The sequence below is a fragment of the Streptomyces sp. DSM 110735 genome (assembly GCF_016482685.1).
Lineage (GTDB): Bacteria > Actinomycetota > Actinomycetes > Streptomycetales > Streptomycetaceae > Streptomyces.
This window is the reverse complement of record NZ_JACYHF010000009.1, coordinates 145454-168185: the sequence shown is the minus strand read 5'-3', so window position 1 is coordinate 168185 and position 22732 is coordinate 145454. Positions and strand designations below refer to the sequence as shown.

Genomic DNA, 22732 nt, shown 5'->3' with positions numbered 1-22732 from the left:
CCTTGAGGACAGCGGAGAGTGCGGACCGATGTTGTCTTATTTTATTGATGTCTGAGGGTGCATCAGACCACGGTGCACGCCATCCGCACTTGCCAACAGCGTGACGGGGCCGAGTCCCCCGCGTACGGGGAATGACGGAATTTCACCTACCGAACGAGGGCGACCCACCTGTTCCCGCCGGGAGCGGTCCCACCGGGCTCCACCAGCGGCGCCACCCGGGTGGCCTCAGGGTCGGGGGTCCTCCCCAGGTATGACACCGGGGCGTCCCGTCCGACCGGAGGGGGTTCCGGGAACCGGAGCAGCGGCTGACCGGCGCGGGGAAAGGGGAAGGGACGATGGAGGTCCGTCCCCACAGCCGTACCGACAGGAGCGCCCTTCCGTGACCACCACACCCACCGCCGGCCGGAGCACCGCCGTGGCCGCGCGCGCCACGGAGCTGTCCAAGATCTACGGGCAGGGTGAGACCCGGGTGGTCGCCCTGGACCAGGTCTCCGTCGACTTCCGCCAGGGCGAGTTCACCGCGATCATGGGGCCGTCCGGCTCCGGCAAGTCCACGCTGATGCACTGCGTGGCCGGGCTCGACAGCTTCTCCTCGGGTTCCGTGCGCATCGGTGACACCGAGCTGGGTTCGCTGAAGGACAAGCAGCTCACGCGGCTGCGCCGGGACAAGATCGGCTTCATCTTCCAGGCGTTCAACCTGCTCCCCACGCTCACCGCGCTGGAGAACATCACGCTGCCCATGGACATCGCGGGGCGCAAGCCCGACAAGGCGTGGCTCGACCAGGTCATCGACATGGTCGGACTGTCCGGGCGCCTCACCCACCGCCCCGCGCAGCTCTCCGGCGGCCAGCAGCAGCGCGTCGCCGTCGCCCGCGCCCTCGCCTCCCGCCCCGAGATCGTCTTCGGTGACGAGCCGACCGGAAACCTCGACTCCCGCTCCGGCGCCGAGGTCCTCGGCTTCCTGCGCAACTCCGTGCGCGAGCTGGGCCAGACCGTCGTCATGGTCACCCACGACCCGGTCGCGGCGGCATACGCGGACCGCGTGATCTTCCTCGCCGACGGCAGGATCGTGGACGAGATCCAGGACCCGACCGCCGACTCGGTCCTCGACCTGATGAAGCAGTTCGACGCGAAGGGCCGTACAAGCTGATGCTCCGCACCGCCCTGCGCAACGTCCTCGCGCACAAGGCCCGGCTCCTGATGACCGTGCTCGCCGTCATGCTCGGCGTGGCGTTCGTGTCCGGGACGCTGGTCTTCACCAACACCGTCTCCCAGGCTTTCCAGAACAGCTCCGCCAAGGGCTTCGACGGGGTCGACGTCGCCGTCACCCCCCGCCATCAGGCGTCCAGGGGCGACCAGGTCGGGCACAACCCCGAGCTGACCGACGCCCTGCTCCAGAAGGCGGCGAAGACCCCGGGGGCGCGGTCCGCCACCGGTGTCGTCGGCGGCTTCACCGCGCTGGCGGGCAAGGACGGCAAGCTGGTCGGCGGCGGCTGGCAGTCCTCCGGCGGCAACTACTGGGGCGACAAGGACCCCCGCTACCAGCTCGTCTCCGGCAAGGCACCGCACGGCGCCGACGAGATCGCGCTCGACTCCAAGACCGCTGAGCGCGCCGGATACAAGGTCGGCGACAAGGCGCGCCTCTCGGTCGACGGTCCGGTCCTCAGCCCGCGCGTCAGCGGCATCTTCACCACCGACGACGGCAACGTCTCGGCGGGCGGCAGCCTCACCCTGTTCGACACGCCGACCGCGCAGACCCTGTTCGGCAAGAAGGGCACGTACGACGAGATCGACGTGAAGGCGGCGCCCGGCACCAGCCAGAACGCGCTCAAGTCCGCCCTCGACAAGACGCTGCCGACCAAGCTGGTGGAGACCACCACCGGCAAGAAGCTCGCGGACGACCAGGCCCAGCAGATCGCCGACAGCATGAGCGGTCTCACCAAGGGGCTGCTGGTCTTCGCCGGGATCTCCCTGTTCGTCGGTTTGTTCATCATCGCCAACACCTTCACCATGCTGGTCGCCCAGCGCACCAAGGAGCTGGCCCTGCTGCGCGCGGTCGGCGCCTCCCGGGGTCAGGTCACCCGTTCGGTGCTGGCCGAGGCGGTCGTGGTCGGCGCGGTCGCCGCGGTCGCCGGACTCGCCGCCGGTGTGGGCATCGGCGCGGGGCTGCGCTCCCTGCTCGGCTCCTTCGGCGCCGACCTGCCCGACGGACCCCTGGTGATCACCCCGGGCACGGTGGTGGCCGCCCTCGTCGTCGGCGTCGTCGTCACCGCGCTGGCCGCCTGGCTGCCGAGCCGCCGCGCCGCGAAGATCCCGCCGATGGCGGCGATGAACAGCATCCACGCCAAGGCGACCACCAAATCGCTGGTGGTGCGCAACACCCTGGGCGCGCTGTTCGCCGGTGCCGGTGTCGCCGTGGTCCTCGCGGGTCGCACGATGAGCACCGACCGCGGGCAGGTCGCGATGGGTCTGGGCGCCGTCCTGCTGATCATCGGCGTGTTCGTGCTGACGCCGCTGCTGTCGCGCCCGCTGATCGCGGCTGCCGCGCCCGCGCTGCGGATGTTCGGCATCTCCGGCAAGCTGGCCCGCCAGAACTCGGTGCGCAACCCGCGCCGTACGGCGGCCACCGCGTCCGCGCTGATGATCGGTCTGACCCTGATCACCGGTATGACGGTGATGGCGGGCAGCCTCCAGAAGTCGATCGACAAAATGGCGAGCGACTCGATCAGCGCCGACTACGTCGTCTCGATGTCCACCCACGGCCCGCTCTCCCCGAAGGTCGCCGACAAGGTCGCCGGTGTCGACGGGGTCGCCGCGAGCAGCCCGCTGCGCAACGCCCCCTCCCGCATCGACGGCAAGACCGAGTACCTGACCGGTGTCGACGGCCGCACGATCGGCGAGCTGACCGACCTGAAGACCGACCAGGGCACCTTCGCGGTCAGCGGCACCCGTGTCGTCGTCGACAAGGACCGGGCGAAGCAGTACGGCTGGACGGCGGGGTCCCGCTTCACCGTGCACTACGCCGACGGCAAGTCCGAGCGCCTGACCGTCGCCGGGGTCTACGAGGGCAACGCGATGATCCGGGGCATCATGCTCGACAACCGCACCCTCACCCCGCATCTGACCACCCCGTCCGACATGCAGGTCATGGTCAAGATGAAGGACGGCGCCTCGGCGGGGGCGAAGGACGAACTGGAGAAGGCGCTCGGCTCCAACCCGGCGATCGCGGTCCAGGACAAGAAGGACATCTCCGACGGCGTCGCGAAGATCTTCACGTTCATGCTGAACCTGGTCTACGGGCTGCTCGGCATGGCGGTGGTCATCGCGGTCCTCGGTGTCGTCAACACCCTGGCCATGTCGGTCTTCGAGCGCTCGCAGGAGATCGGGATGCTGCGCGCGATCGGTCTGGAGCGCCGGGGCGTCAAGCGGATGGTGCGCCTGGAGTCCCTGGTGATCTCCCTGTTCGGCGGCGTGCTCGGCATCGGTCTGGGCGTGTTCTTCGGCTGGGCGGTCGGCGCGCTGATCGGCACGAAGATGCCGACGTACCAACTGGTGCTGCCCTGGGACCGGATGGCGCTCTTCCTGATCCTGGCGGCGGCGGTCGGCGTCCTGGCGGCGCTGTGGCCGGCCCGCCGGGCTGCCCGTCTCGACATGCTGACGGCGATCAAGGCGGAGTAGCACGGCAGGTGTACGGCGCAGGGGCCCCGTTCCGGACCGGAGCGGGGCCCCTGCGCGTGCGGTCAGCCGTGCCAGGTGCGCGGGCGGAGCGGGAGACCCGAGGTGCCCGGCTCCGGGGTGCGGACGGCGAGGACCTGGTTGACGCCGATCCGGTTGCGCTCGAAGGCGAGCGCGGAGGCGGCCATGTACAGCCGCCAGACCCGGGCGCGACCGTCCCCGGCGAGCCGTACCGCCCGCTCCCAGTCCTCCTCCAGTCTGGTGACCCAGGCGCGCAGGGTCAGGGCGTAGTGCTCGCGCAGCACGTCCACGTCCCGGACCTCGAACCCGGCGCGCTCCAACTGGGTGACGGTGGTGCCGAGGGGGGCGAGTTCGCCGTCGGGGAAGACGTAGGCGTCGATGAACCGGTCGACCTCGTACGCCGACTCGTCGCCCTGGGGGCGGCGGGCGATCTGGTGGTTGAGCAGCCGTCCGCCGGGCTTCAGCAGACCGTGCAGGTCGCGGGCGTAGTCCAGATAGCGTTCGGCGCCGACGTGTTCGGCCATGCCGATGGAGGAGATCGCGTCGTAGGGTCCGTCGCGCACGTCGCGGTAGTCCTGGACCCGGATCTCGACCCGGTCGGTCAGACCCTCGTCGGCGACGCGCTTGCGGGCGTAGGCGGCCTGCTCCTGGGAGAGGGTGACGCCGACGACGCTCACGCCGTGCTCGCGGGCGGCGTGGATGGCCATGGAGCCCCAGCCGCAGCCGACGTCGAGGAGCCGCTGACCGGGCTTCAGACCGAGCTTGCGGCAGACCAGTTCGAGCTTGTCGCGCTGGGCGGACTCCAGGGTGCCGCCCGTTTCGGGGTCCTCCCAGTAGGCGCAGGAGTAGACCATGGACGGTCCGAGGACGAGTCCGTAGAAGTCGTTGCCCACGTCGTAGTGGTGACTGATGGCCCGCCTGTCGGTGCGCCGGGTGTGCAGATGGCGGCGGGGGCGGACCTCCTCGCGCGGCGGGGCAGGCGGCAGCGGGGGTCCGGCGAGCCGCAGCAGATCGCGGACGCCCGCCCGGACGGCGGGATCGCGCAGGGCCTGGGCGAGGGTGCGGGAGTCCTCCCCGCGCTCCCAGATGAGTCCTGCCATCACGCCGAGGGCGCTGTAGAGGTCGCCCTCGATGTCCAGGTCGCCGGAGACCCAGGCGCGGGCGAGACCCAGTTCTCCGGGCTTGAAGAGGATCCGGCGCAGCGCCCGGCGGTTGCGCACGACGAGTACGGGTACGTTCGGCGGGCCCGCCTGGGAACCGTCCCAGGCGCGGATCCGCACCGGGAGCGGGGCTCCCAGCAATTGCTCGGCAACACTCACCAGTCGCGACGCGGCGTCGGCCATGGCGCACACCTCCAAGACGGCAATCCCGGATGTCCGTTACCACCTAAACGACATGGCTACCCGGCACAGTCCCGCAATGGAGTTACAACAGGGCAAAAGAGCGTAGGCCGCACGGCGGCGGAAAACGCCGAAGGGCCCCCCGCACCACGGACAGCGGGGAGGCCCTTCGGAGAGAACGGGTGACCGGAGGTCAGGAGGCCTTGGCCTTCTCCTCGGTCTTGGCGGCGGCGGGAGCCGGGGCGGGCTTGGCCGCCTCGTAGAACTCCTCGCGCGGGTGCTCCATGGCGCCCAGCGACACGACCTCGCGCTTGAGGAACATCGCGAGCGTCCAGTCCGCGAAGATACGGATCTTGCGGTTCCAGGTCGGCATCGCGAGACCGTGGTAGCCGCGGTGCATGTACCAGGCGAGACGGCCCTTGAGCTTGATCTTCGTCTTGCCCAGGACGATCATCGCGACGCCCTTGTGCAGACCGAGACCCGCGACGGCGCCCTTGTTGGCGTGCTCGTACTCCTTCTGCGGGAAGCCCCGCATGCCGGAGACCACGTTGTCGCCGAGGACCTTCGCCTGGCGCAGCGCGTGCTGGGCGTTCGGCGGGCACCAGGCGTTCTCGTTGCCCGCCTTGCGGCCGACGAGGTCGGGAACCTGGGCGTTGTCACCGGCGGCCCAGATGTAGTCGGTGCCCTGCACCTGGAGGGTGGGCGCGCAGTCGACGTGACCGCGCGGACCGAGCGGCAGGCCGTAGCGGGCCAGCGCCGGGTTGGGCTTGACGCCCGCGGTCCACACGATCGTGTCGGAGTCGACCTCGAGGCCGTTCTTCAGCACGACGTGGCCGTCGACGCAGGAGTCCATGGAGGTGGAGAGGTAGATCTCCACGCCCCGGCTCTCCAGGTGCTCCTTGCCGTACTGGCCGAGCTTCGGGCCGACCTCGGGAAGGATCTTGTCGGCGGCGTCGACCAGGATGAACCGCATGTCCTCGCGGGACACGTTCTTGTAGTACTTCGCGGCGTCGCGGACCATGTCCTCGACCTCGCCGATGGTCTCCGCGCCCGCGAAGCCACCGCCGATGAAGACGAAGGTGAGCGCCTTGCGGCGGATCTCCTCGTCGGTCGTGGAGTCGGCCTTGTCGAGCTGCTCCAGCACGTGGTTGCGCAGGCCGATGGACTCCTCGATGCCCTTCATGCCGATGCCCTGCTCGGCGAGGCCGGGGATCGGGAAGGTACGGGAGACCGCGCCGAGCGCGACGACCAGGTAGTCGAAGGGGAGTTCGTACGCCTCGCCCACGAGCGGGGCGATGGTCGCTACCTTGCGGTCCTGGTCGATGGTGGTGACCCGGCCGGTGAGGACCTCGGCCTTCGGCAGCACGCGTCGCAGCGGGACGACGACGTGCCGGGGCGAGATGTTGCCGGCGGCGGCTTCGGGCAGGAAGGGCTGGTAGGTCATGTACGACCGGGGGTCGACGACCGTGACGGTCGCCTCGCCGTAGCGCATCTTCTTGAGGATGCGCCGAGCTGCGTACAGGCCTACGTACCCACCGCCTACTACGAGGATCCTGGGACGCTCCGTGGTGCTCATGGCATCGAGTATCCACCTGCCCCTGAGGGGTGGCTCGTGCGCCCCTTCACAAGGTTGGAGAGGGGCTGTGTTATCCTCCGCCGCTCACGTGACACAGATCATGTTCCGCGCGGGGAACTCAAGGTCGTTCTGACCCGTTGTCAAGGCCGCGTGAGCTGGTCCTCCGGGTTCTCGGCACCCTCGCGGAGCACCTTCCGGAGGCCCCTCGGACACCTCTGCGAAACACCCGCGCAACGCTCTCGTGAGCACCCTTCAAGGGCCGTTGAGCCCCTGAATGGGTCAAGGGGACCCCTTGTGTTGCCCCCGGGGACCGAATTCCTTGTGAAGAACTTCACGAAGGTTTCCGGCGGAGGGTCGCGAAGCGGCGTGTCGGCCACTCCGCGACCCTGCTCATCCGTCGTACCGCCTGCTCAGCCGCTCACTACCGGGCGGTAACGAGCCGTCTCCGTACGGCCGTAAGGGCGCCCCGTACGGTCTAGCGCGCCCGAGCGCTACGCCAGGGACCAGGCGATGCCGTCGAGGATGTCGTGCTCGCTGACGACGACCTCCTCGGCGCCGACGCGCTCCATGAGAGCGAGCAGGACCAGCGCGCCCGCGCCGATCACGTCCACCCGGCCCGGGTGCATCGAGGGGACCTCGGCGCGCTCGGCGTGCGTGGAGGAGAGCAGCCACTCGGTGATCTGGCGGACCCGGCCGCGCGTCATGCGGGAGTGGTGGATGCGCGCGGAGTCGTACTCCGGCAGCTCCTGGTCGATCGCGGAGACGGTGGTGACCGAACCGGCGAGCCCGACCAGGGTGCGCGCCTCGCGCAGCGGCACGGTCTTCTCGGCGAGGTCCAGCGCCGCCTCGATGTCCGCCCGCATCGCGGCGACCTGCTCGGCGGTGGGCGGGTCGGTGACCTTGCCGTCCTCGACCAGATGACGCTCGGTCATGCGCACACAGCCCACGTCCACCGAGCGCGCGGCGCGCACGCCGTCCTCGCCGACGACGAACTCGGTGGAGCCGCCGCCGATGTCCGCCACGAGGTAGGGCGTGGCGAAGCCGTCGCCGCCGGTCAGCTCCTTGGTGGCACCGGTGAAGGAGAACTCCGCCTCCTGGTCGCCGGAGATGACCTCGGGCTCGACGCCGAGGATGTCCACGACACCGCGCGTGAACTCGTCCCGGTTCTCCGCGTCACGGGAGGCGGAGGTGGCCACGAACCGCACCTTCTCGGCGCCCAGTTCGCGGATGACCCCGGCGTACTCGCGGCACGCGGCGAAGGTCCGCTCCAGCGCCTCGGGGGCGAGGCGGCCGGTGCGGTCGACGCCCTGGCCGAGGCGGACGATGGTCATCCGGCGGTCCAGCTCGCGCAGCTCGCCCGTGGCGGGGTTCACGTCGGCGACGAGCAGCCGGATGGAGTTGGTGCCGCAGTCGACGGCGGCGACGCGGGCGAAGCCGTCGGCGGACCGCGAAGCGGTCTCGGCGGACTCCGCCGTCTCCTCCGCCGTCCCGCACGCCCCGCCCTCCGGCGTCACGCACGGGCCCTTGGCCCACCACTCGGGCAGCATCGCGATCGCCTCGTCGCCGAGCGGGTTCACGCCCGGTCCCGCGGCCAGCGAGTGCGCGACGAGGACGTGCAGGCACTTGACCCGGTCGGGCATGCCGCCCGCGCTCGGGAAGCCCGCGAGGACCTCGATCTCGTCGCGGCGCCGGATGTAGTCCTCGTGCGCGGCGCGGTAGGCGGCGGCCAGCTCCGGGTCGGTCTTCAGCCGCTCGGTCATCTCCTTCATGACGCCGTTCGCCTCCAGCGTGCCGATCGCCGAGGCGGCGCGCGGGCACGTCAGGTAGTACGTCGTCGGGAAGGGCGTGCCGTCGGGCAGCCGGGGGGCCGTCTCCACGACGTCCGGCTGTCCGCAGGGGCACCGGTGGGCGATGGCCCGCAGTCCGCGCGGCGGACGGCCGAGCTGCTGCTTGAATGCCTCGACGTCGGCTGCGGTGGGCTCGGTGCGCGAAGTGGGCGGCGGGGGCGTTTCCATGACTGCTTCCAGAGTGGCTTTCTGTGGGTCACCGGCGGGTGCCGGTCACTGGTCGGAGGCGTCGGCCTTGTCGACGCCGTCCCAGACGTTCGCGTACCAGGGCCGTCGGTCGGCCCCCTTGTCGACGCGGGACTGCTTCGCCGCGCCGGGGTCGACCACCACGTACCCGGTCTCGCCGGGCAGCACGTAGTGCAGCCTGCGCCGGATCTGCTGTTCGGCGTAGGCGTCGTCCTGCCAGCGCGCCTTGGTGTCGCGCAGCTCCTCGACACGGGCGCGGGCCTGCTGCTGGCGGCGCTGGAGGTCGGCGATCTCGGCGCGCTGGGAGACGTACTGGCGCATCGGGTAGGCGAGCGCGACGATCAGCGAGCACAGCACCATGGCGAGCAGGGCGGCGCGCCCGGTGAGCCGGGAGCGGCGGGCCTGGCGCTTGGTCTGGGAGCGGTAGACGCGGGCGGCGGTCTGCTCGCCGAGCAGCCGCAGCCTGGTCGTGGTGGAGAAACGGTCCCGGTCCCTCGTGGCCATCTTCCCCGCCTCCCCTTCACGCGTACGTCCCCGGACACGGTACGGGACCGGGTCCGGGGACGTAGGACGACTGGCGGGAGCGGACTCCCGCGCGGGCCCGGTCCTCGCTGAGCGGACCGGGCGGTTGTGGTGATGTCAGCCCTTGAAGCGCGGGAAGGCGCTGCGACCGGCGTAGACCGCGGCGTCGTCGAGGATCTCCTCGATGCGCAGGAGCTGGTTGTACTTGGCGACGCGCTCGGAGCGGGCCGGGGCGCCGGTCTTGATCTGGCCGCAGTTGGTGGCGACGGCGAGGTCGGCGATGGTGACGTCCTCGGTCTCGCCGGAGCGGTGGGACATCATGCACTTGTAGCCGTTGCGCTGGGCCATCTCGACGGCGTCCAGGGTCTCGGTCAGCGAGCCGATCTGGTTGACCTTGACCAGCAGGGCGTTGGCGATGCCCTCCTCGATGCCACGGGCCAGGCGCTCGGGGTTGGTGACGAACAGGTCGTCACCGACGATCTGCACCTTGTCGCCGATGCGGTCGGTGAGGACCTTCCAGCCGGCCCAGTCGTCCTCGAACAGCGGGTCCTCGATGGAGACCAGCGGGTAGGCCGCCACCAGCTCCTCGTAGTACTCCGTCATCTCGGCGGCGGAGCGCTCCTTGCCCTCGAAGAGGTACTTGCCGTCCTTGTAGAACTCGGACGCGGCGACGTCGAGCGCCAGGGCGACCTGCTCGCCGGGGACGTAACCGGCCTCCTGGATGGCCTCGATGATGAGGTCGAGAGCCTCGCGGTTGGAGCCGAGGTTCGGGGCGAAGCCGCCCTCGTCGCCGAGACCGGTGGCCAGACCCTTGCGCTTCAGGACCTTCTTGAGGGTGTGGTAGACCTCGGCGCCCCAGCGGACGGCCTCGGAGAAGGACTCCGCGCCGATCGGCGCGATCATGAACTCCTGGATGTCCACGTTGGAGTCGGCGTGCGAGCCGCCGTTCAGGATGTTCATCATCGGCACCGGGAGCAGGTGCGCGTTGGGTCCGCCCAGGTAGCGGAAGAGCGGCAGGTCGCTGGCCTCGGAGGCGGCGTGCGCGACGGCGAGGGAGACGCCGAGGATGGCGTTGGCGCCGAGCGAGCCCTTGTTGTCGGTGGCGTCCAGGTCGAACATGGCCTGGTCGATCAGGCGCTGCTCGGTGGCGTCGTAGCCGACCAGCTCCGGGCCGATCTGCTCGATGACGGCGAGGACGGCCTTCTCGACGCCCTTGCCCTGGTAGCGGTTGGGGTCGCCGTCACGGAGCTCGATGGCCTCGAAGGCACCGGTGGAGGCACCGGACGGAACGGCGGCACGACCCGTGCTGCCGTCGTCGAGGCCGACCTCGACCTCGACCGTGGGGTTGCCTCGGGAGTCCAGGATTTCCCGGGCTACGACGACGTCGATGGACGGCACGAGCATCTCCTTCTTGGATGTGACGCTGAGATGTGCGGGGCGGTGTGCCGTACGGCACTGCCTTGCGACTAGAGCCTAACCGTCCCCGGGGTGTCGGCCGTCGACCGACCGTCCCGTGGACAGGGAGACCGTACTCATTGTTCACGCCCGGAACAAAGGGGTGCCGGGGGGTCTGGCCAGCGGGGTGGTGCGGGACCGGGTCGCGGCGGCCGGGGTACGGGCCCCCGGGGCGGTCCAGGGCGCCGCGAAGCCCCGCTCCGGCGCGTACGGGGGAACACGCGCCGGTGCGGGGCCTGGTGGGGGGAGGGGGCTCACCGCGGCCGTGCGTGGGGCGGCGGTGCGGTGAGCGGGTGCGGGGGGGTGCGGGGGCGCCGCTCGACGGGCGGCGCCGGTGCCGCTACTTCAGGTGCAGCATCTGGCCGGGGTAGATGAGGTCGGCCTTCTGGACGATGTCCTTGTTGAGGTCGAACAGCTTCTTCCAGCCGCCCTTGACGTGGTGCTTGGTGGCGATGGTGCTGAGCGTGTCGCCCTTGACGACCTTGTACTCGCCGTCGCCCTTCTTGACCTTCTGACCGGTCGGGGTGGTGACGGTCGCGGCGGGACGCTGCGCGGAACGCGAGGCGGTCTCCGGGGCGGTGGTGCGCGCGGCGGCGTCCGTCGTGGCCTTGGCGGTGTCCGTGGTGGTCTTCGCCGTGGTGGACGGGGTGCTCGCGGCGGCGGAGCTGTACGGCGTGCTGGACAGGCCCGTGCCGCAGACCGGCCAGGCGCCCTTGCCCTGGGCGGCGAGCACCTTCTCGGCGATGGTGATCTGCTGGTCCTTGGTGGCCTTGTCGGCGGTGGCGGCGTACTGCGCGCCGCCGTAGGCGCCCCACGTGGCCGCGGAGAACTGCAGACCGCCGTAGTAGCCGTTGCCGGTGTTGATGGACCAGTTGCCGCCGGACTCGCACTGGGCGACGGTGTCCCACTCGGAGGCGGTGGCGGCGGAGGCGTTGCCGGCCGCCATCAGCGGACCGGCGATCGCGGCGCCGGCGACACCGGCGAGCGCGAGGGTGCGGACGGCCTTGGCCGGGCGACGGTGCGTGCCCTTGCTGGAAAACAGCATGGATCGATCCCCTCACCGACGCCTGCGAGGTGAGCTGTCGGGTTCGGGCCGGTTGAGTTGCCCGGCCACCCTCCCCGTCGTGGAGGGGGTGGCTTCACCCCAAGCCCGTCCCGGCGTCAATCACCGGTTCGGGCACTTACCTTGGTTCCCCCGCTCCTGCCGGCGGCGCTTGACGCGTCGACTGTTCCCGGGTGACCGCTGGCAGGATTCGGCGTGCCGGTCATCGGGGCTCGTGGTGACGAGCGGACCGACCGTAGACACGGACAGAGGGGAATTTCAAAGACGATCAGGGCCCTTGAGACTCATCCCACACTTTCGCCAAAGGGGACATACGGCCAGAAGAGGGACGTCAATCCCGTCCCGAATCGGGCTACTTGCCGTCCGTCCCGCCGGGCACCTCGAGCGTCTGACCAAGGACAAGCTCATCCGGGTCGGCGCCGATGGTCTTCTTGTTCGCGGAGTAGAGCGCCTGCCAGCCGCCCTCGACATCAAGGGAGTCGGCGATGGACTCCAGCGTGTCGCCCTCGTGGATGGTGTATGTGCTCGGAGAGGGCAGCGCATGGCGCCCGGTGTTGTCCGCCTTCTGACCGCTTGTCACGCTTTCGTCCGCGCTGCCGCCGCGGTGGCGGCCGCCGCCGGAGAGCGCGCCGGTGTCGACGAGGCTCCAGGAGCCGCCGTCCCGCCAGGCGTCGTCCGACGCCTCGGAGGCCGGGGCGGAGTAGTCGCCGGAGGCGCCCGGGTCGTCCTTCGAGGCACTGGCGCCGGACTTGGCGTCCTTGCCCTTGGCGGAGCCCTTGGCGTCGGCGTCCTTGTCCTTGCCGTGCGACGGCTTGGCCGAGGCGTCGGCGGAGGAGTCGGACGAGGCGGACGCGGAGGGCGAGCCGGAGGACTTGTCCGAGTCGGACGAGCCGGACTTACCGGCGGAATCCGACGCGGACGGCGAGGCGCTGCCCTTGTCGTCGGAGGAGCCGGTGCTCGGGGAGGCGGTGTCCGCGACGCCCGTGTCGACGTCCACCGAGGCGGAGTCGGAGGTGAGACCGGCCGTCAGGGCGCAGGTCGCCCAGTGAGTGGTGCCCTGCTCGGCGAGGATCTTCTCGGCGACGGAGATCTGCTGGGAGCGGCTGGCCTGGTCGGCGGTGGCCGCGTACTGGTCGCCGCCGTACTTGTCCCAGTCGTCCTGCGAGATCTGGAGACCGCCGTAGTAGCCGTTGCCCGTGTTGGCGCTCCAGGAGCCGCCGCTTTCGCACTCGGCCACCCTGTCCCAGGTGGTGCCGTCGGCCGCGTGGGCGCTGGCGGCGCCGAGGAGCGGGATCGCGATGGCGGAGGTGGTCACACCGGCCGCGACGAGGAGCGCCGGAGCCTGGCGGGGGCGACGGTGACGACCGTTCCCGGAGAGCATACGGGGGCCTTTCGTACGACAGCAGTACGGCGTGGCGAGTGGTGCTCGGCGCCACACTGATGGGTGAACGTATAGGCAGACGATCGCTTGTCACAAGTTCATGCCGCACAGATCACGTGAAGATCACATCGTTGAGTGTCCGTCATGTTCCTGTTTGCCGGTGCGTGTTCCGTGGGTAGGGCTGATGGATCGCGCCGCCGGACCGCTCACGCGTGCGCCGGGTCCACCGGGGTGAACTCCACCGGGAGCGTGCGCAGTCCGCGCATGATGAGCCCGCCCCGCCAGCGCAGTTCGGCCGGTTCGACGGCGAGGAGCAGGTCGGGCAGCCGGGTGAAGAGCGTGGCCAGCGCGGTCTGCCCCTCCAGGCGGGCGAGCGGGGCGCCCAGGCAGTAGTGGATGCCGTGCCCGTACCCGAGGTGCTGGTTGTCGGCGCGGCCGAGGTCCAGCACATCGGGTTCGGCGAACCGGGCGGGGTCGCGGTCGGCCGCCGCCAGCACCACGAGGACCGGGTCCCCGGCCGCGATCTCCTGCCCGGCGAGGGTGAACGGCTCGGTGGCGAACCGCCAGGTGGCCAGCTCCACCGGACCGTCGTAGCGCAGGAGTTCCTCCACGCCGGTCTGGAGCAGACCGGTCTCGCCCGCCGCCAGCGAGCGCTGGAGCCGGGCGCGCTCGGCCGGGTGGGTGAGCAGGGCGTAGGTGCCGTTGCCGATGAGGTTGACGGTGGTCTCGAACCCGGCGAACAGCAGGATGAACGCCATCGCCGCGGCCTCGTTCTCGGTGAGGTGCTCACCGTGGTCCGAGGCGCGGATGAGACCCGAGATCAGGTCCTCGCCGGGGGCGGGTTCGGCGGGCAGCGCGGCGCGCTTGCGGTGGATCAGCTCGGCCAGGTAGCCGCGCATCTTCTTCACCGACCGCGCCACTCCGCCCCGGGGTCCGCCGCCGTGACGGATCATCATGCCCGCCCAGTCCCGGAAGTCGTCCTGGTCCTCGGCGGGGACGCCGAGCAGGTCGCAGATGGCGTAGATCGGGAGCGGGAAGGCGAAATCGTGGATGAGGTCGGCGGAGCCCTTGGCGGCGAACGCGCCGATCAGGTCGTCGGTCAACCGCTGCACCCGGGGCGCGAACTCGGCCACCCGGCGCGGGGTGAACGCCTTGCTGACCAGTCGGCGCAGCCGGGTGTGGTCCGGCGGGTCGATGTTCAGCAGGTGCGTCATCAGATCCGCCTTGCGCTCGCCGGGGATGCCGGTCTTGCCCTTGGCGTGCGCGGGCTCGTCGTGATGCGCGGGGTTCTTGCTGAGCCGGGGGTCGGCGAGCGCCTGGCGGGCGTCGGCGTACCGCGTGACCAGCCATGCCTCCACTCCGCTGGGCAGCCTGGTCCGGTGCACGGGCGCGTGCTCCCGCAGCCAGGCGTAGGCGGGGTAGGGGTCGGTGGCGAACTCCCAGGTGAAGAGGTCGGGGGCGGGCTCGCCGGGTCGGTCGCAGGAGGGCTGATCGGTCACGGGTCGACGGTATCCCGGGGGCGGGGAGGGACACCCGGCCAGGCTCTCGGTTAGGCGGCGCCTGAACCGTTTCCCTCCGCCGTACGTATCGCATCCCGGTAGACCCGTGCGGCCGCTCGCAGCGCCGCCTCCGGGTCGACCCCCTCGGACTCGGCGCGGGCGGCCAGGGCCAGGAGTTCGTAGCCGATGCCGTCGCCCTCGGGGAGGGGGACGTCCAGGTGGGCGGTGCGGGTGCGGGAGGCGAGCTTGGCGGCGAGGGCGAGACCGGGCTGGCCGAGCGGGACGCCCTCGGTCACGGAGGTGCGCTGCTTCTCCTCGGCCTTGGTGCGCTGCCAGTGCCGCTTGACGTCCTCCGGCGTCTCGGCGCTCTCGTCGCCGAAGACGTGCGGGTGGCGGTGGACGAGCTTGGCGACGATGCCTCCGGCCACGTCGTCGATGTCGAAGGGGGCGTCGGGGTCCTCGGCGGCGATGCGGGCGTGGAAGACGACCTGGAGCAGCACGTCGCCCAGTTCCTCCCGCAGCTCCTCGCGGTCGCCCGCCTCGATCGCCTCGACCATTTCGTACGCCTCCTCGATGCCGTACTTGGCCAGGCCCTCGTGGGTCTGCCGGGAGGACCAGGGGCACTCGGCGCGGATGCGGTCCATGACCTGCACGAGGTCGAGGAGGCGGGCGCCGGGCAGGTCGTAGGAGGCGGGCAGCAGCTCCAGGTCGGGCATCCGCACCCGGCCCGACCCGGCGAGCCGGGCCAGTCCGTCGGTGAGGGCGGGCTCGCCCTCGCCCGTGGCCACGACCACCACCGTGCGACCGCCCGCGCAGGTGTCGACCAGCTCCTCGGCGGTCGGCGCCGCCTCCGACACCGCTATACCTGCCTCGCGCAGATACGGCACCTGCGGATGCGCGCCGTCGGCGCACAGCACGGCGTCGGCGGCGTGCAGAGCCTGCCAGGCGGGCCAGGACAGCAGTCCGGGCGCGACACGGTGGCTGGTGGTGAGCAGGACGATGCGGCCGGGGGCGGCTTCGGTGCTGGTTGCGTTCACGATCCGAACGTAACCCACGGTGCGGAGGGGCGTCGCGAGTTGTCCACAGGGGGCGGGAGCTTCTGTGATCGTAGGACTGCGGCTGCCCTCGCGGGCGTCGCCGCAGCCGCCACCCGAGCCGCCTGAGCCGCCTGAGCCGCTAGGCCGACTGCGCCGCCGACGCGTCCCGTACCCACGGCGTCTTCACGTCCACCCGGCTGCTCTTGGTCGCGTCCCAGGTGCCGTAGCGCGGGTTGAGGTCGATGTGCAGCTTCTTCGACGCCTGCGACAGGGTGTTCCAGAAGGCGGGCTGGGTGGTGTCGGTGCCGAGCTTCGCCGCGAGTTTCTGGGCCTCGATCTGGAGGCGGAGGTTGTCGTCAAGGCGCTCGGGGGCGATGCCGTACTTCTGGAGCCACGCCGCCTCCAGACCCTTGGCGCCGCCCGCCTGCTTCTCGAGGTCGGAGCGCAGCTTCTGCACCTCCTTGCGGGAGACGCCGACGCCCGCGTCCCGCGCGGCCCGGGCCAGCACCTGGTCGAGGACCATGGTGTGCAGGGTGTCGCGGGTGAGGCTGCCGCTGGAGGCGAGGACCTGCTGGTACTGCGTCTCGTCGGGCGAGGCGGCCCGCTGCGCCGCGCGCACCTCGTTCACCCGGCTCTCCAGTTGGGCGACGGTGATGCGCTGCCCGCCGACCACCGCCGCGGCGCCCGGGTGCGCGTCGCTCCCGCAGGCGGTGAGGAGGGGGCCCGCGGCGACGATCGCGGCGGAGAGGACGAGCGCGGAGCGACGACGGCGGTGCAAGGGGACCTCCTGAGGAGTTTGTGCGGCGGTGCACAAGGTCTTGCGGTGATCGATGGTAGGCAGCCGATCAGCTCCGGCCAACCCATAGGACCAACGATTCACCACGAGTTCGGGCACCGCCGTGTCACTCCGGAGGGCGTGTCAGCCGGTGATGGCCACCGGCGCGTCCCAGGCGTCGCGGTCCACGGTGAGCGTGACGCCGCCGTGCGACTCCTTGCTGTTCACCATGTACTGGTGCGCCCGGCTGTGGCCGGTGAACTGCGTGGCGCCCCACGGCCAGTCGGAGGTGGTGGTGTTCTTCTTGTCCCACAGCGCGTACCAGAGGTTGCCCGGCAGGTCGCTCTTGTCGGACGCGGTGGCGATCGCCTTGGCGCTGGAGCTGGTGAAGCCGTAGTAGCCCGCGCGGTAGGTCTTGGCGTGCAGGGCCTTGTCGAACGCGCGCACATAGGTGAGCACGGTGTCGTCGCACGCCTTGTCGGTCGTGTCGTACGGCTCCATGTCCAGGTAGATCGCGCTGCCCGCCTTCATGCCGAGCCCGGACGCCTTGGCCACCGCGTCGGCGGCGTCAGACGCGCCGAGGGAGGCGGCGTTGGCGGCCGTCATCTTCTCCGGGTTGGAGCCGGTCTGGCAGGACGGCTGGGCGCCCACGTAGAGCGGTATGAGCTTCCAGCCGAGCGCGCTGACCGACTTCACCCAGGAGGCGGTCAGGTTGGGCTGGGCACAGCCGCGGTTCTTGCCGCCCACGTAGACGGCGGCGGCGCCGTAGAAACCGGTGTGCCACGCCTTCATGGTGGACAGCGAGGGCGCGGTGCAGGTGTCGAAGGCCCGCCCGGTGAACGTCTTCTGCGCGGGCCAGGTCGTCGCCGCCATGGACGCCGTGGCGGCCACTCCGGCTCCCGCCACGACGGCCGCGCCCGCCGCCGACCACGCGATGTACCTGACCTTCTTCGACTGCCGGTGTCCGGCCATCCCCACCCCTGTGTCCGTACGAACGAGAAGGACGCGTCGGCGTCCGCCGCTGCAACGTAGTCGACGGCACGCGCGCGCGAGAAAACGGAAACCCCGTGCTTGCCCATGACTTTTACAAGGACATGCCATGGACCGGGAAAATGTACGGCCGCCCGGCCTCCGCCGTACAACTCGCGCCGTCCCCAGGAGGTCTCCCCGTCGCCGTTTTCCCTTGTCAGCACCCTTATCGGAGTCCTCGATGGCCATCAGCGCCCGCCGTGAACGACAGTTGCTCGAAGCAGCCGCCCCCCTCCTTCTGCCGGACGAGCGGGTGGAGATGACCAGCCTGGCGGCCATCGGCACCGTCTCCGTGAAGAAGCAGGTGCTCACCGCCGCCGTGGTCGGCATCCTCAGCGCGGGCACGGTGATGGCCACGGTCAAGCCGCGCCCCATGTACATCGTCCTGACCGACCAGCGGGTCCTCTTCTTCGACGGCCCCAACGGCGGCAAGCCGGGCAAGCTGCTCATCAACTTCCCCCGGCGGTACATCTCCGCGGGGAAGACCAAGAAGGGCTTCCTCGGTCTGACCTACATCACCCACCTCACGCTGGAGGGGCAGGAGCAGAACCTGAAGGTGCTCTTCCCCGTCCAGCACCGCAAGGACGGACCGAAGTTCGTCGCCGCGCTGCCGATGACGCACTGAGCCGGCACGCAGACGCTCAGCCCCGCACCTGCCCCAGCCACTGCAGGGTGCGCCGGATGTCGGCGGCCAGCGGATGCCCCATGCCGTGCACCCGCTCCACGTCCATCAGCAGCCGCGCCAGCATGTCGTGGGCGGCCGGGCGGTCGCCCAGGGCGAGCAGCAGATGGCCGATGCGGCGGCGGACGTCGTGGGCGAGCTGGGGGTCGCCGGAGACGTACCGGTTCTCGTAGTACGGCAGCAGCGCGCGGTACTCCGCGAGCGCGGCCGCCGGTTCGCCGAGCTGCTCCAGGCACTGCGCGGCCTCGTAGCGGTGGCGCAGGGACTGCGGGTCCGCCTGGCCCGCCTCGGCGGCGCGTTCGTCGGCGAGGCGGCGCAGTTCGGGCAGTGCGCGCCGGTACTGGCCGTCGTCCAGGAGCGTGGCCGCGTACTGCTTGCGCAGGGTGCGGACCACCGGGGAGTGCTCGCCGTGCTGTTCGGCGGCGGTGGGCAGGATCGCGCCGAGGATGTCGACGGCCTGGGTGATGCGCCCCTCCCCCAGCAGCCGCTTGACCTCGTCCACGGCCGCCGCCACGTCCGGCTTGTCGTCCACCGGCGGCGCCGGGGCGACCTGCGCGGGCTGCGGCGCCGGGATGCGGGCGCGGTCCGGCCAGGGGGCGTGCGGGCGCAGGAAGGGGCGCGTGGGGTCGAGCGGCGCACCGGTGGGGGTGCCGGGCGCGGGCAGCAGCGGCACCAGGTGCTCGTACACCTCCTGCGCGGACGCCGGACGGTCCTGCGGGTCCTTCGCCAGCAGCCGCAGCACCAGCCGCTCCAGCGGCTCCGGCACCTCCGGGCGTATCCGGCGCACCGGCAGCGGCGGCTCGTACAGGTGCCGGTGCAGCACGCCGAGCGCGGTGGAACCGGCGAACGGCACCTCGCCGCTGAGCAGTTCGTGCAGCAGCACCCCGAGCGCGTACAGATCGGTGTACGGTCCGACCGCGCCGCCCATCGCCTGCTCCGGCGCCATGTAGGCGGGCGAGCCGATCGGGGAGCCGGTGTGCGTGAGGCGGGTGGTGTCGGTGTCCATCACCGAGGCGACGCCCAGGTCGAGGACGGTGACCGTGCCGTCCTGCTTCACCATCACGTTGCGCGGCTTGAGGTCGCGGTGCACGATCGGCACCGCGTGAACCGCGCTCAGCACGGCGCACAACTGCGCGGCGACCGTCACCGCCCACTGCCACGGGTACGGGTCGTGCTCCGCGAGGTGGTCGGAGAGGTCGGCGCCGTCCACGTACTGCATGACGAGGAACAGCTCGTCGCCCTCGCTGCCCGCGTCGTGCACCGTGACCAGCCCCGGGTGGTCGACCTGCGCGGTCACCCGGCACTCGCGCAGGAACCGGCGGCGCAGCTCGTCCGCCTCCTGCCCGGCCACCTTGTCCGGGCGCAGCAGCTTCACCGCCACCCGCCGGTCGAGGCGCCGGTCGTACGCCGTCCAGACCTGGCCCATGCCGCCCTGACCTATCAGCGTGGCCAGTTCGTACCGGGCCGCGACGACCCGTCCCTGCCCCATCGTCACTGTTCGCCCTCACGCCGGTCGTGCCTGCGCAGATAGTCGCTCAACTCGTCGAGCTCGGCGCGCACCTGGTCGATCCGGGCGGGCGCCGGGGACTGCGGCGGGGGCAGGGGCGGCGGACTCTGCGGCGGCACGGTTCCGTGCGGCAGCGGGTGCTGGGGGTACAGCGGCGGCATGGGGTGTTCCGGCTGGGACGCGGGCGGCAGGAGGGTGGGCGGCAGGGGGGTGGGCGGCGCGTAACTGTACGGAGCCGCGAGCGTGTCGGCGTAGGGCTGGGCGTAACCGGCGCGCCCGTAGCGGTTGTTGCGGTAGTGGTAGACGTCCACGAACAGGAAGCGGACCGCCGAGGCGACGCCGATGAGCAGCGCCCCGGCCAGCGCCATGTCGCCCCGGCTGTCGTCGTAGGGCACCGTGCCGACGATGTCGAAGCAGACGAGGCTGAGCACCAGACTCACCGGTGCCAGCAGCCAGTCCACCCACTTGCGGCTGAGGAACGCGGCGCGGAACAGCGGCACGCACGCCAGGGTGCCGCACGTGAGCAGGCCGCACGCGACCATCAGCACGCGCAGGGTGATGATGGCTCCCGTGGGGCGGGCGGGCGGCGGCTCGCCATGGCCGTACATGACTGCTCCTGGACCGGTTCGTTGTCGGAGTCCGAGCGTATAGGCCGATGCCGACAAGGCGTTATGAGTTGTGCCGAACCGTTGTCCGGGCCTCCGGTATGTTCCGCGCGCCCGCCTGACTGCCGGTCACTCCGGCGCGACGGTGCCGTCCGTGAGCCCGTCGTACATCCCGCGCAGCAACTGCTCTCCTAGTTGTCCGGCGTGGCGCAGCGCCCGCTCGAACTCGTCCAGGGCGCGGAACCGGGCGCCGTAGCGGAGCTGTTCGGCCAGCGGCAGCCGGGGCAGTTGCAGACGGCGCACGTCGAGGCGGGTGGCGGTCGAGGCGTAGCTGCTCGCCTGGCGGTTGTTGGCGGTGCCGCGCAGGAACCCGGCGAGGAACCACGGGTCGAGGGCGCTCGGGTCGGGGCGCAGCAGCACGAGGCTGCGCCCGAGGGCGGCGCCCGCCGTCGCCTCGTCCACCACGCGCGCGACCGAGCCGCCGCCGACCACGGGCACGACCACGTCGCCCGGCTCGGTCAGCACCGTCTCGTCGTCGCCGTCCGTGAGGGTGCCCGAGGGGGGCGATCCGGCGAGGACGTCGTGGTCGGTGAGGACGGGGACGCGGGCGGGGACGGCTGTGGTGCTGATGCCTGGGGTGTGCGGGGTTCCGCCGGTGCGCAGGACGAGGGCGCCGCCGCGGGCGAGTTCGCCGACGGTGGTGAGCGGCCAGCGGGTGGCGGGCGCGGTGGTCGCGGTGGGCGGGGTCAGCTCGGCGGTCAGCCGCAGGGTCTCGCCGAGGCGCCGGCGGACCTCCGCGAGCTGTTCGGCGCCGTCGGCGGCGGCCGGGGGCGGGAGATGGCGGGCGGGCGCCAGGTCCACGTCGTCGTCGAGGAGTTCGATGACCGGCACGGAACGCGCGAGCCCGGGGCGCTCCGCGAGCCGCCCCTCGCGCGCGAAGCCGCGCCAGGCGTCGAGCGCGGCGTCCCGCACCGCCTGCCAGTCCGGACCGCCGCGCGCCTCACCGGCGAACCGCCCGGTGTCCACGAGCAGCACCTCCGGCGTCTTGGGCGTACGCCCCGGCCTGCTCAGCACCCACACGTGCAGCGGGATGTTGTACGGCGGCGCCGCGCCGACCGGCAGCGCGATCACGGCACGCAGCGCGCCCCGCCGCAGCAGGTCGGCGCGGATACGGCGCCCGGAACGCCGCGAGGCGGTGGCGGGCGGCATCAGCAGCACGGCGGTGCCGCGGTCGGCCAGCCTGGCCAGCGCGTGCTGCACCCAGGCCAGCTCGGACTCGGTGCGCGCCGGGAAGCCGTACTCCCACCGGGGGTCGTACGCCAGCTCGTCGTGCCCCCAGTTGCGCTCGTTGAACGGCGGGTGGCACAGCACGGCGTCCGCGCGCAGCTCCGGGAACGCGTCGGCGCGCAGGGTGTCGCCGACGGCGCCCCGGACGGTGGCGCGGCTGTGCAGGGCGAGCCGCAGCGCGGTGAGCGCGGCGAGGTCGGGGGCGCTGTCCTGGGCGTACAGGGCCTGGTCGGGGCGGGAGTCGACGGCGCGCAGCAGGGCGCCGGTGCCGCAGGCGGGGTCGAGGACGGTGCGGGCGGGACCGGTGAGGTCGGCCAGGTCCGCCATCAGCCCGGCGAGTTCGGCGGGGGTGAGCGTGTACTGGCGCGGGTTCGCGTCCAGGTGCCGGCCCAGCAGGAACTCGAAGGTCTGCCGCGCCCCAAGTTCCCCGGCGAGTTCGGCGGCGCCGCGCAGGAGGGGGGCGGAGGGGAGGAGCTGGGGGCCGGTGGGGGTGTGAACGGCGGGGGCGCAGGCGGTGGGGGCGTGAACGGCGGGGTTGTGAGCGGCGGGGTTGTGAGCGGCAGGGCTGTGAGCGGCAGGGCTGTGAACAGCGGACGCCGGGTTCACGGGTGGGTGGGTGTTCACAGCCGGGGGGCTGTTTTGCTGGTTCTCGGCGTTCACAGCATCCGGTGTGTTCACAGCAGCGGCGCCCGCATCGGGGCGGCGCGTGTGAACACCGCGCGTCGACGCGACGCCGAAGCGCGGACCGATCACGTCGTTCAGCGCGCCCGGCAGCATCGCGGCCAGGCGCTCGTCGGAGCCGGCACTGATGTCGAGCCAGACGGTGGGCCGTTCCTGGATGAGCAGCAGGACGCAGCCCACGTGCACCAGGGCGGTGACGGGTCCCTCGGGGTGACCCGCGAGCTGCTGCCAGACCCGCTCCCGCAGCGGTACTTCGGCGAGTTTCCCCTGCTTGCGCAGCCAGGACTCGACCTCCGCGAGGGCGAAGGAGGGGCTGGTCTCGGTACCGCCGACCGGCTTGGGGAAATCACCGTGCCGACGCCGCCAGTTACTGACGGCGGCACGGCCCACACCGGCGAGCCGGGCGATCCCCGCCGCGGTCACCTCTGTCGCGTTGTCCTGCACCGGCTCCACTCCCCTCGTCGCATGTGTGCACCGAGCATACCGACGCACACAAGACTTACCGATTCACACCTGTGCACTGCTCATGTTCTGTGAACCGTGTTGACTCGGTTCACAGGCTCT

Annotated in this window: 17 protein-coding genes, 1 pseudogene and 1 riboswitch; of the genes and pseudogenes, 3 read left to right on the top strand and 15 right to left on the bottom strand. The window is 71.5% G+C overall.

Annotation, left to right across the window (positions count from 1 at the left end):
• Positions 1-379 precede the first annotated feature (379 nt).
• Together IF655_RS16795 and IF655_RS16790 are read left to right on the top strand one after the other, a co-directional pair.
• The gene (locus IF655_RS16795) at positions 380-1150 is read left to right on the top strand and encodes an ABC transporter ATP-binding protein (RefSeq protein WP_199585614.1); all 771 of its coding nucleotides are present in this window, start codon (positions 380-382) and stop codon (positions 1148-1150) included.
• A complete protein-coding gene (locus tag IF655_RS16790; protein WP_199585613.1) occupies positions 1150-3678 on the top strand; it encodes an ABC transporter permease in 2529 nt (842 codons plus the stop codon). The genes IF655_RS16795 and IF655_RS16790 overlap by 1 nt, the downstream gene beginning before the upstream one ends.
• A gap of 62 nt (positions 3679-3740) precedes the next feature.
• On the opposite strand, the gene IF655_RS16785 is transcribed toward IF655_RS16790, so the two are convergent.
• The 12 genes and pseudogenes from IF655_RS16785 to IF655_RS16735 form a co-directional block, all read right to left on the bottom strand.
• Positions 3741-5039: a cyclopropane-fatty-acyl-phospholipid synthase family protein gene (locus IF655_RS16785; RefSeq protein WP_199585612.1), complete on the bottom strand. Its 1299-nt coding sequence runs from the start codon at positions 5037-5039 to the stop codon at positions 3741-3743.
• Positions 5040-5229: 190 nt separating this feature from the next.
• On the bottom strand, positions 5230-6612 hold the full coding sequence (locus IF655_RS16780) for an NAD(P)/FAD-dependent oxidoreductase (protein WP_199585611.1): 1383 nt from the start codon (positions 6610-6612) through the stop codon (positions 5230-5232).
• A gap of 491 nt (positions 6613-7103) precedes the next feature.
• A complete protein-coding gene (locus tag IF655_RS31645) occupies positions 7104-8006 on the bottom strand; it encodes a Ppx/GppA phosphatase family protein (protein ID WP_307814951.1) in 903 nt (300 codons plus the stop codon).
• 219 nt (positions 8007-8225) lie between these two features.
• Positions 8226-8627 (bottom strand): annotated as a pseudogene (locus IF655_RS31640) (DUF501 domain-containing protein); the annotation flags it as partial.
• 45 nt (positions 8628-8672) lie between these two features.
• Complete coding sequence (locus IF655_RS16770; RefSeq protein ID WP_199585609.1) at positions 8673-9149, bottom strand: septum formation initiator family protein; 477 nt, start codon at positions 9147-9149, stop codon at positions 8673-8675.
• A gap of 135 nt (positions 9150-9284) precedes the next feature.
• Positions 9285-10571 (bottom strand): phosphopyruvate hydratase, encoded by a 1287-nt coding sequence (eno, locus tag IF655_RS16765; RefSeq protein ID WP_199585608.1) that lies wholly within the window; start codon positions 10569-10571, stop codon positions 9285-9287.
• A gap of 391 nt (positions 10572-10962) precedes the next feature.
• Complete coding sequence (locus tag IF655_RS16760) at positions 10963-11667, bottom strand: transglycosylase family protein (RefSeq protein WP_199585607.1); 705 nt, start codon at positions 11665-11667, stop codon at positions 10963-10965.
• 4 nt (positions 11668-11671) lie between these two features.
• Positions 11672-11845: riboswitch (cyclic di-AMP (ydaO/yuaA leader) on the bottom strand.
• A 192-nt stretch (positions 11846-12037) separates the two neighbouring features.
• Positions 12038-13066, bottom strand: coding sequence for a transglycosylase family protein (locus IF655_RS16755; RefSeq protein ID WP_199585606.1), 1029 nt, complete (start codon positions 13064-13066; stop codon positions 12038-12040).
• Between the two features lie 206 nt (positions 13067-13272).
• Positions 13273-14565: a cytochrome P450 gene (locus tag IF655_RS16750; RefSeq protein WP_199585605.1), complete on the bottom strand. Its 1293-nt coding sequence runs from the start codon at positions 14563-14565 to the stop codon at positions 13273-13275.
• Between the two features lie 50 nt (positions 14566-14615).
• Complete coding sequence (locus tag IF655_RS16745; protein ID WP_199585604.1) at positions 14616-15602, bottom strand: nucleoside triphosphate pyrophosphohydrolase; 987 nt, start codon at positions 15600-15602, stop codon at positions 14616-14618.
• 139 nt (positions 15603-15741) lie between these two features.
• Positions 15742-16380, bottom strand: a complete 639-nt coding sequence (locus IF655_RS16740) for a SurA N-terminal domain-containing protein (protein WP_199585603.1) — start codon at positions 16378-16380, stop codon at positions 15742-15744.
• A 141-nt stretch (positions 16381-16521) separates the two neighbouring features.
• On the bottom strand, positions 16522-17349 hold the full coding sequence (locus tag IF655_RS16735; RefSeq protein WP_199585602.1) for a glycoside hydrolase domain-containing protein: 828 nt from the start codon (positions 17347-17349) through the stop codon (positions 16522-16524).
• Between the two features lie 238 nt (positions 17350-17587).
• Between IF655_RS16735 and IF655_RS16730 the strand changes: the two genes are divergently transcribed.
• Positions 17588-18031 carry a hypothetical protein gene (locus IF655_RS16730; protein WP_199585601.1) on the top strand — a complete coding sequence of 148 codons (444 nt, stop codon included), beginning with the start codon at positions 17588-17590 and terminating at the stop codon, positions 18029-18031.
• Between the two features lie 16 nt (positions 18032-18047).
• Here IF655_RS16730 and IF655_RS16725 read toward each other — a convergent pair whose 3' ends face one another.
• The 3 genes from IF655_RS16725 to IF655_RS16715 all read right to left on the bottom strand — a co-directional run bounded on the left by IF655_RS16725 (position 18048) and on the right by IF655_RS16715 (position 22612).
• Positions 18048-19583 (bottom strand): serine/threonine-protein kinase, encoded by a 1536-nt coding sequence (locus IF655_RS16725; protein ID WP_199585600.1) that lies wholly within the window; start codon positions 19581-19583, stop codon positions 18048-18050.
• Positions 19580-20203 (bottom strand): hypothetical protein, encoded by a 624-nt coding sequence (locus IF655_RS16720; RefSeq protein ID WP_199585599.1) that lies wholly within the window; start codon positions 20201-20203, stop codon positions 19580-19582. Before IF655_RS16720 ends, IF655_RS16725 begins: the two co-directional genes overlap by 4 nt.
• Positions 20204-20329: 126 nt before the next feature.
• Positions 20330-22612: an N-6 DNA methylase gene (locus IF655_RS16715; RefSeq protein ID WP_199585598.1), complete on the bottom strand. Its 2283-nt coding sequence runs from the start codon at positions 22610-22612 to the stop codon at positions 20330-20332.
• Between the last annotated feature and the right edge of the window lie 120 nt (positions 22613-22732).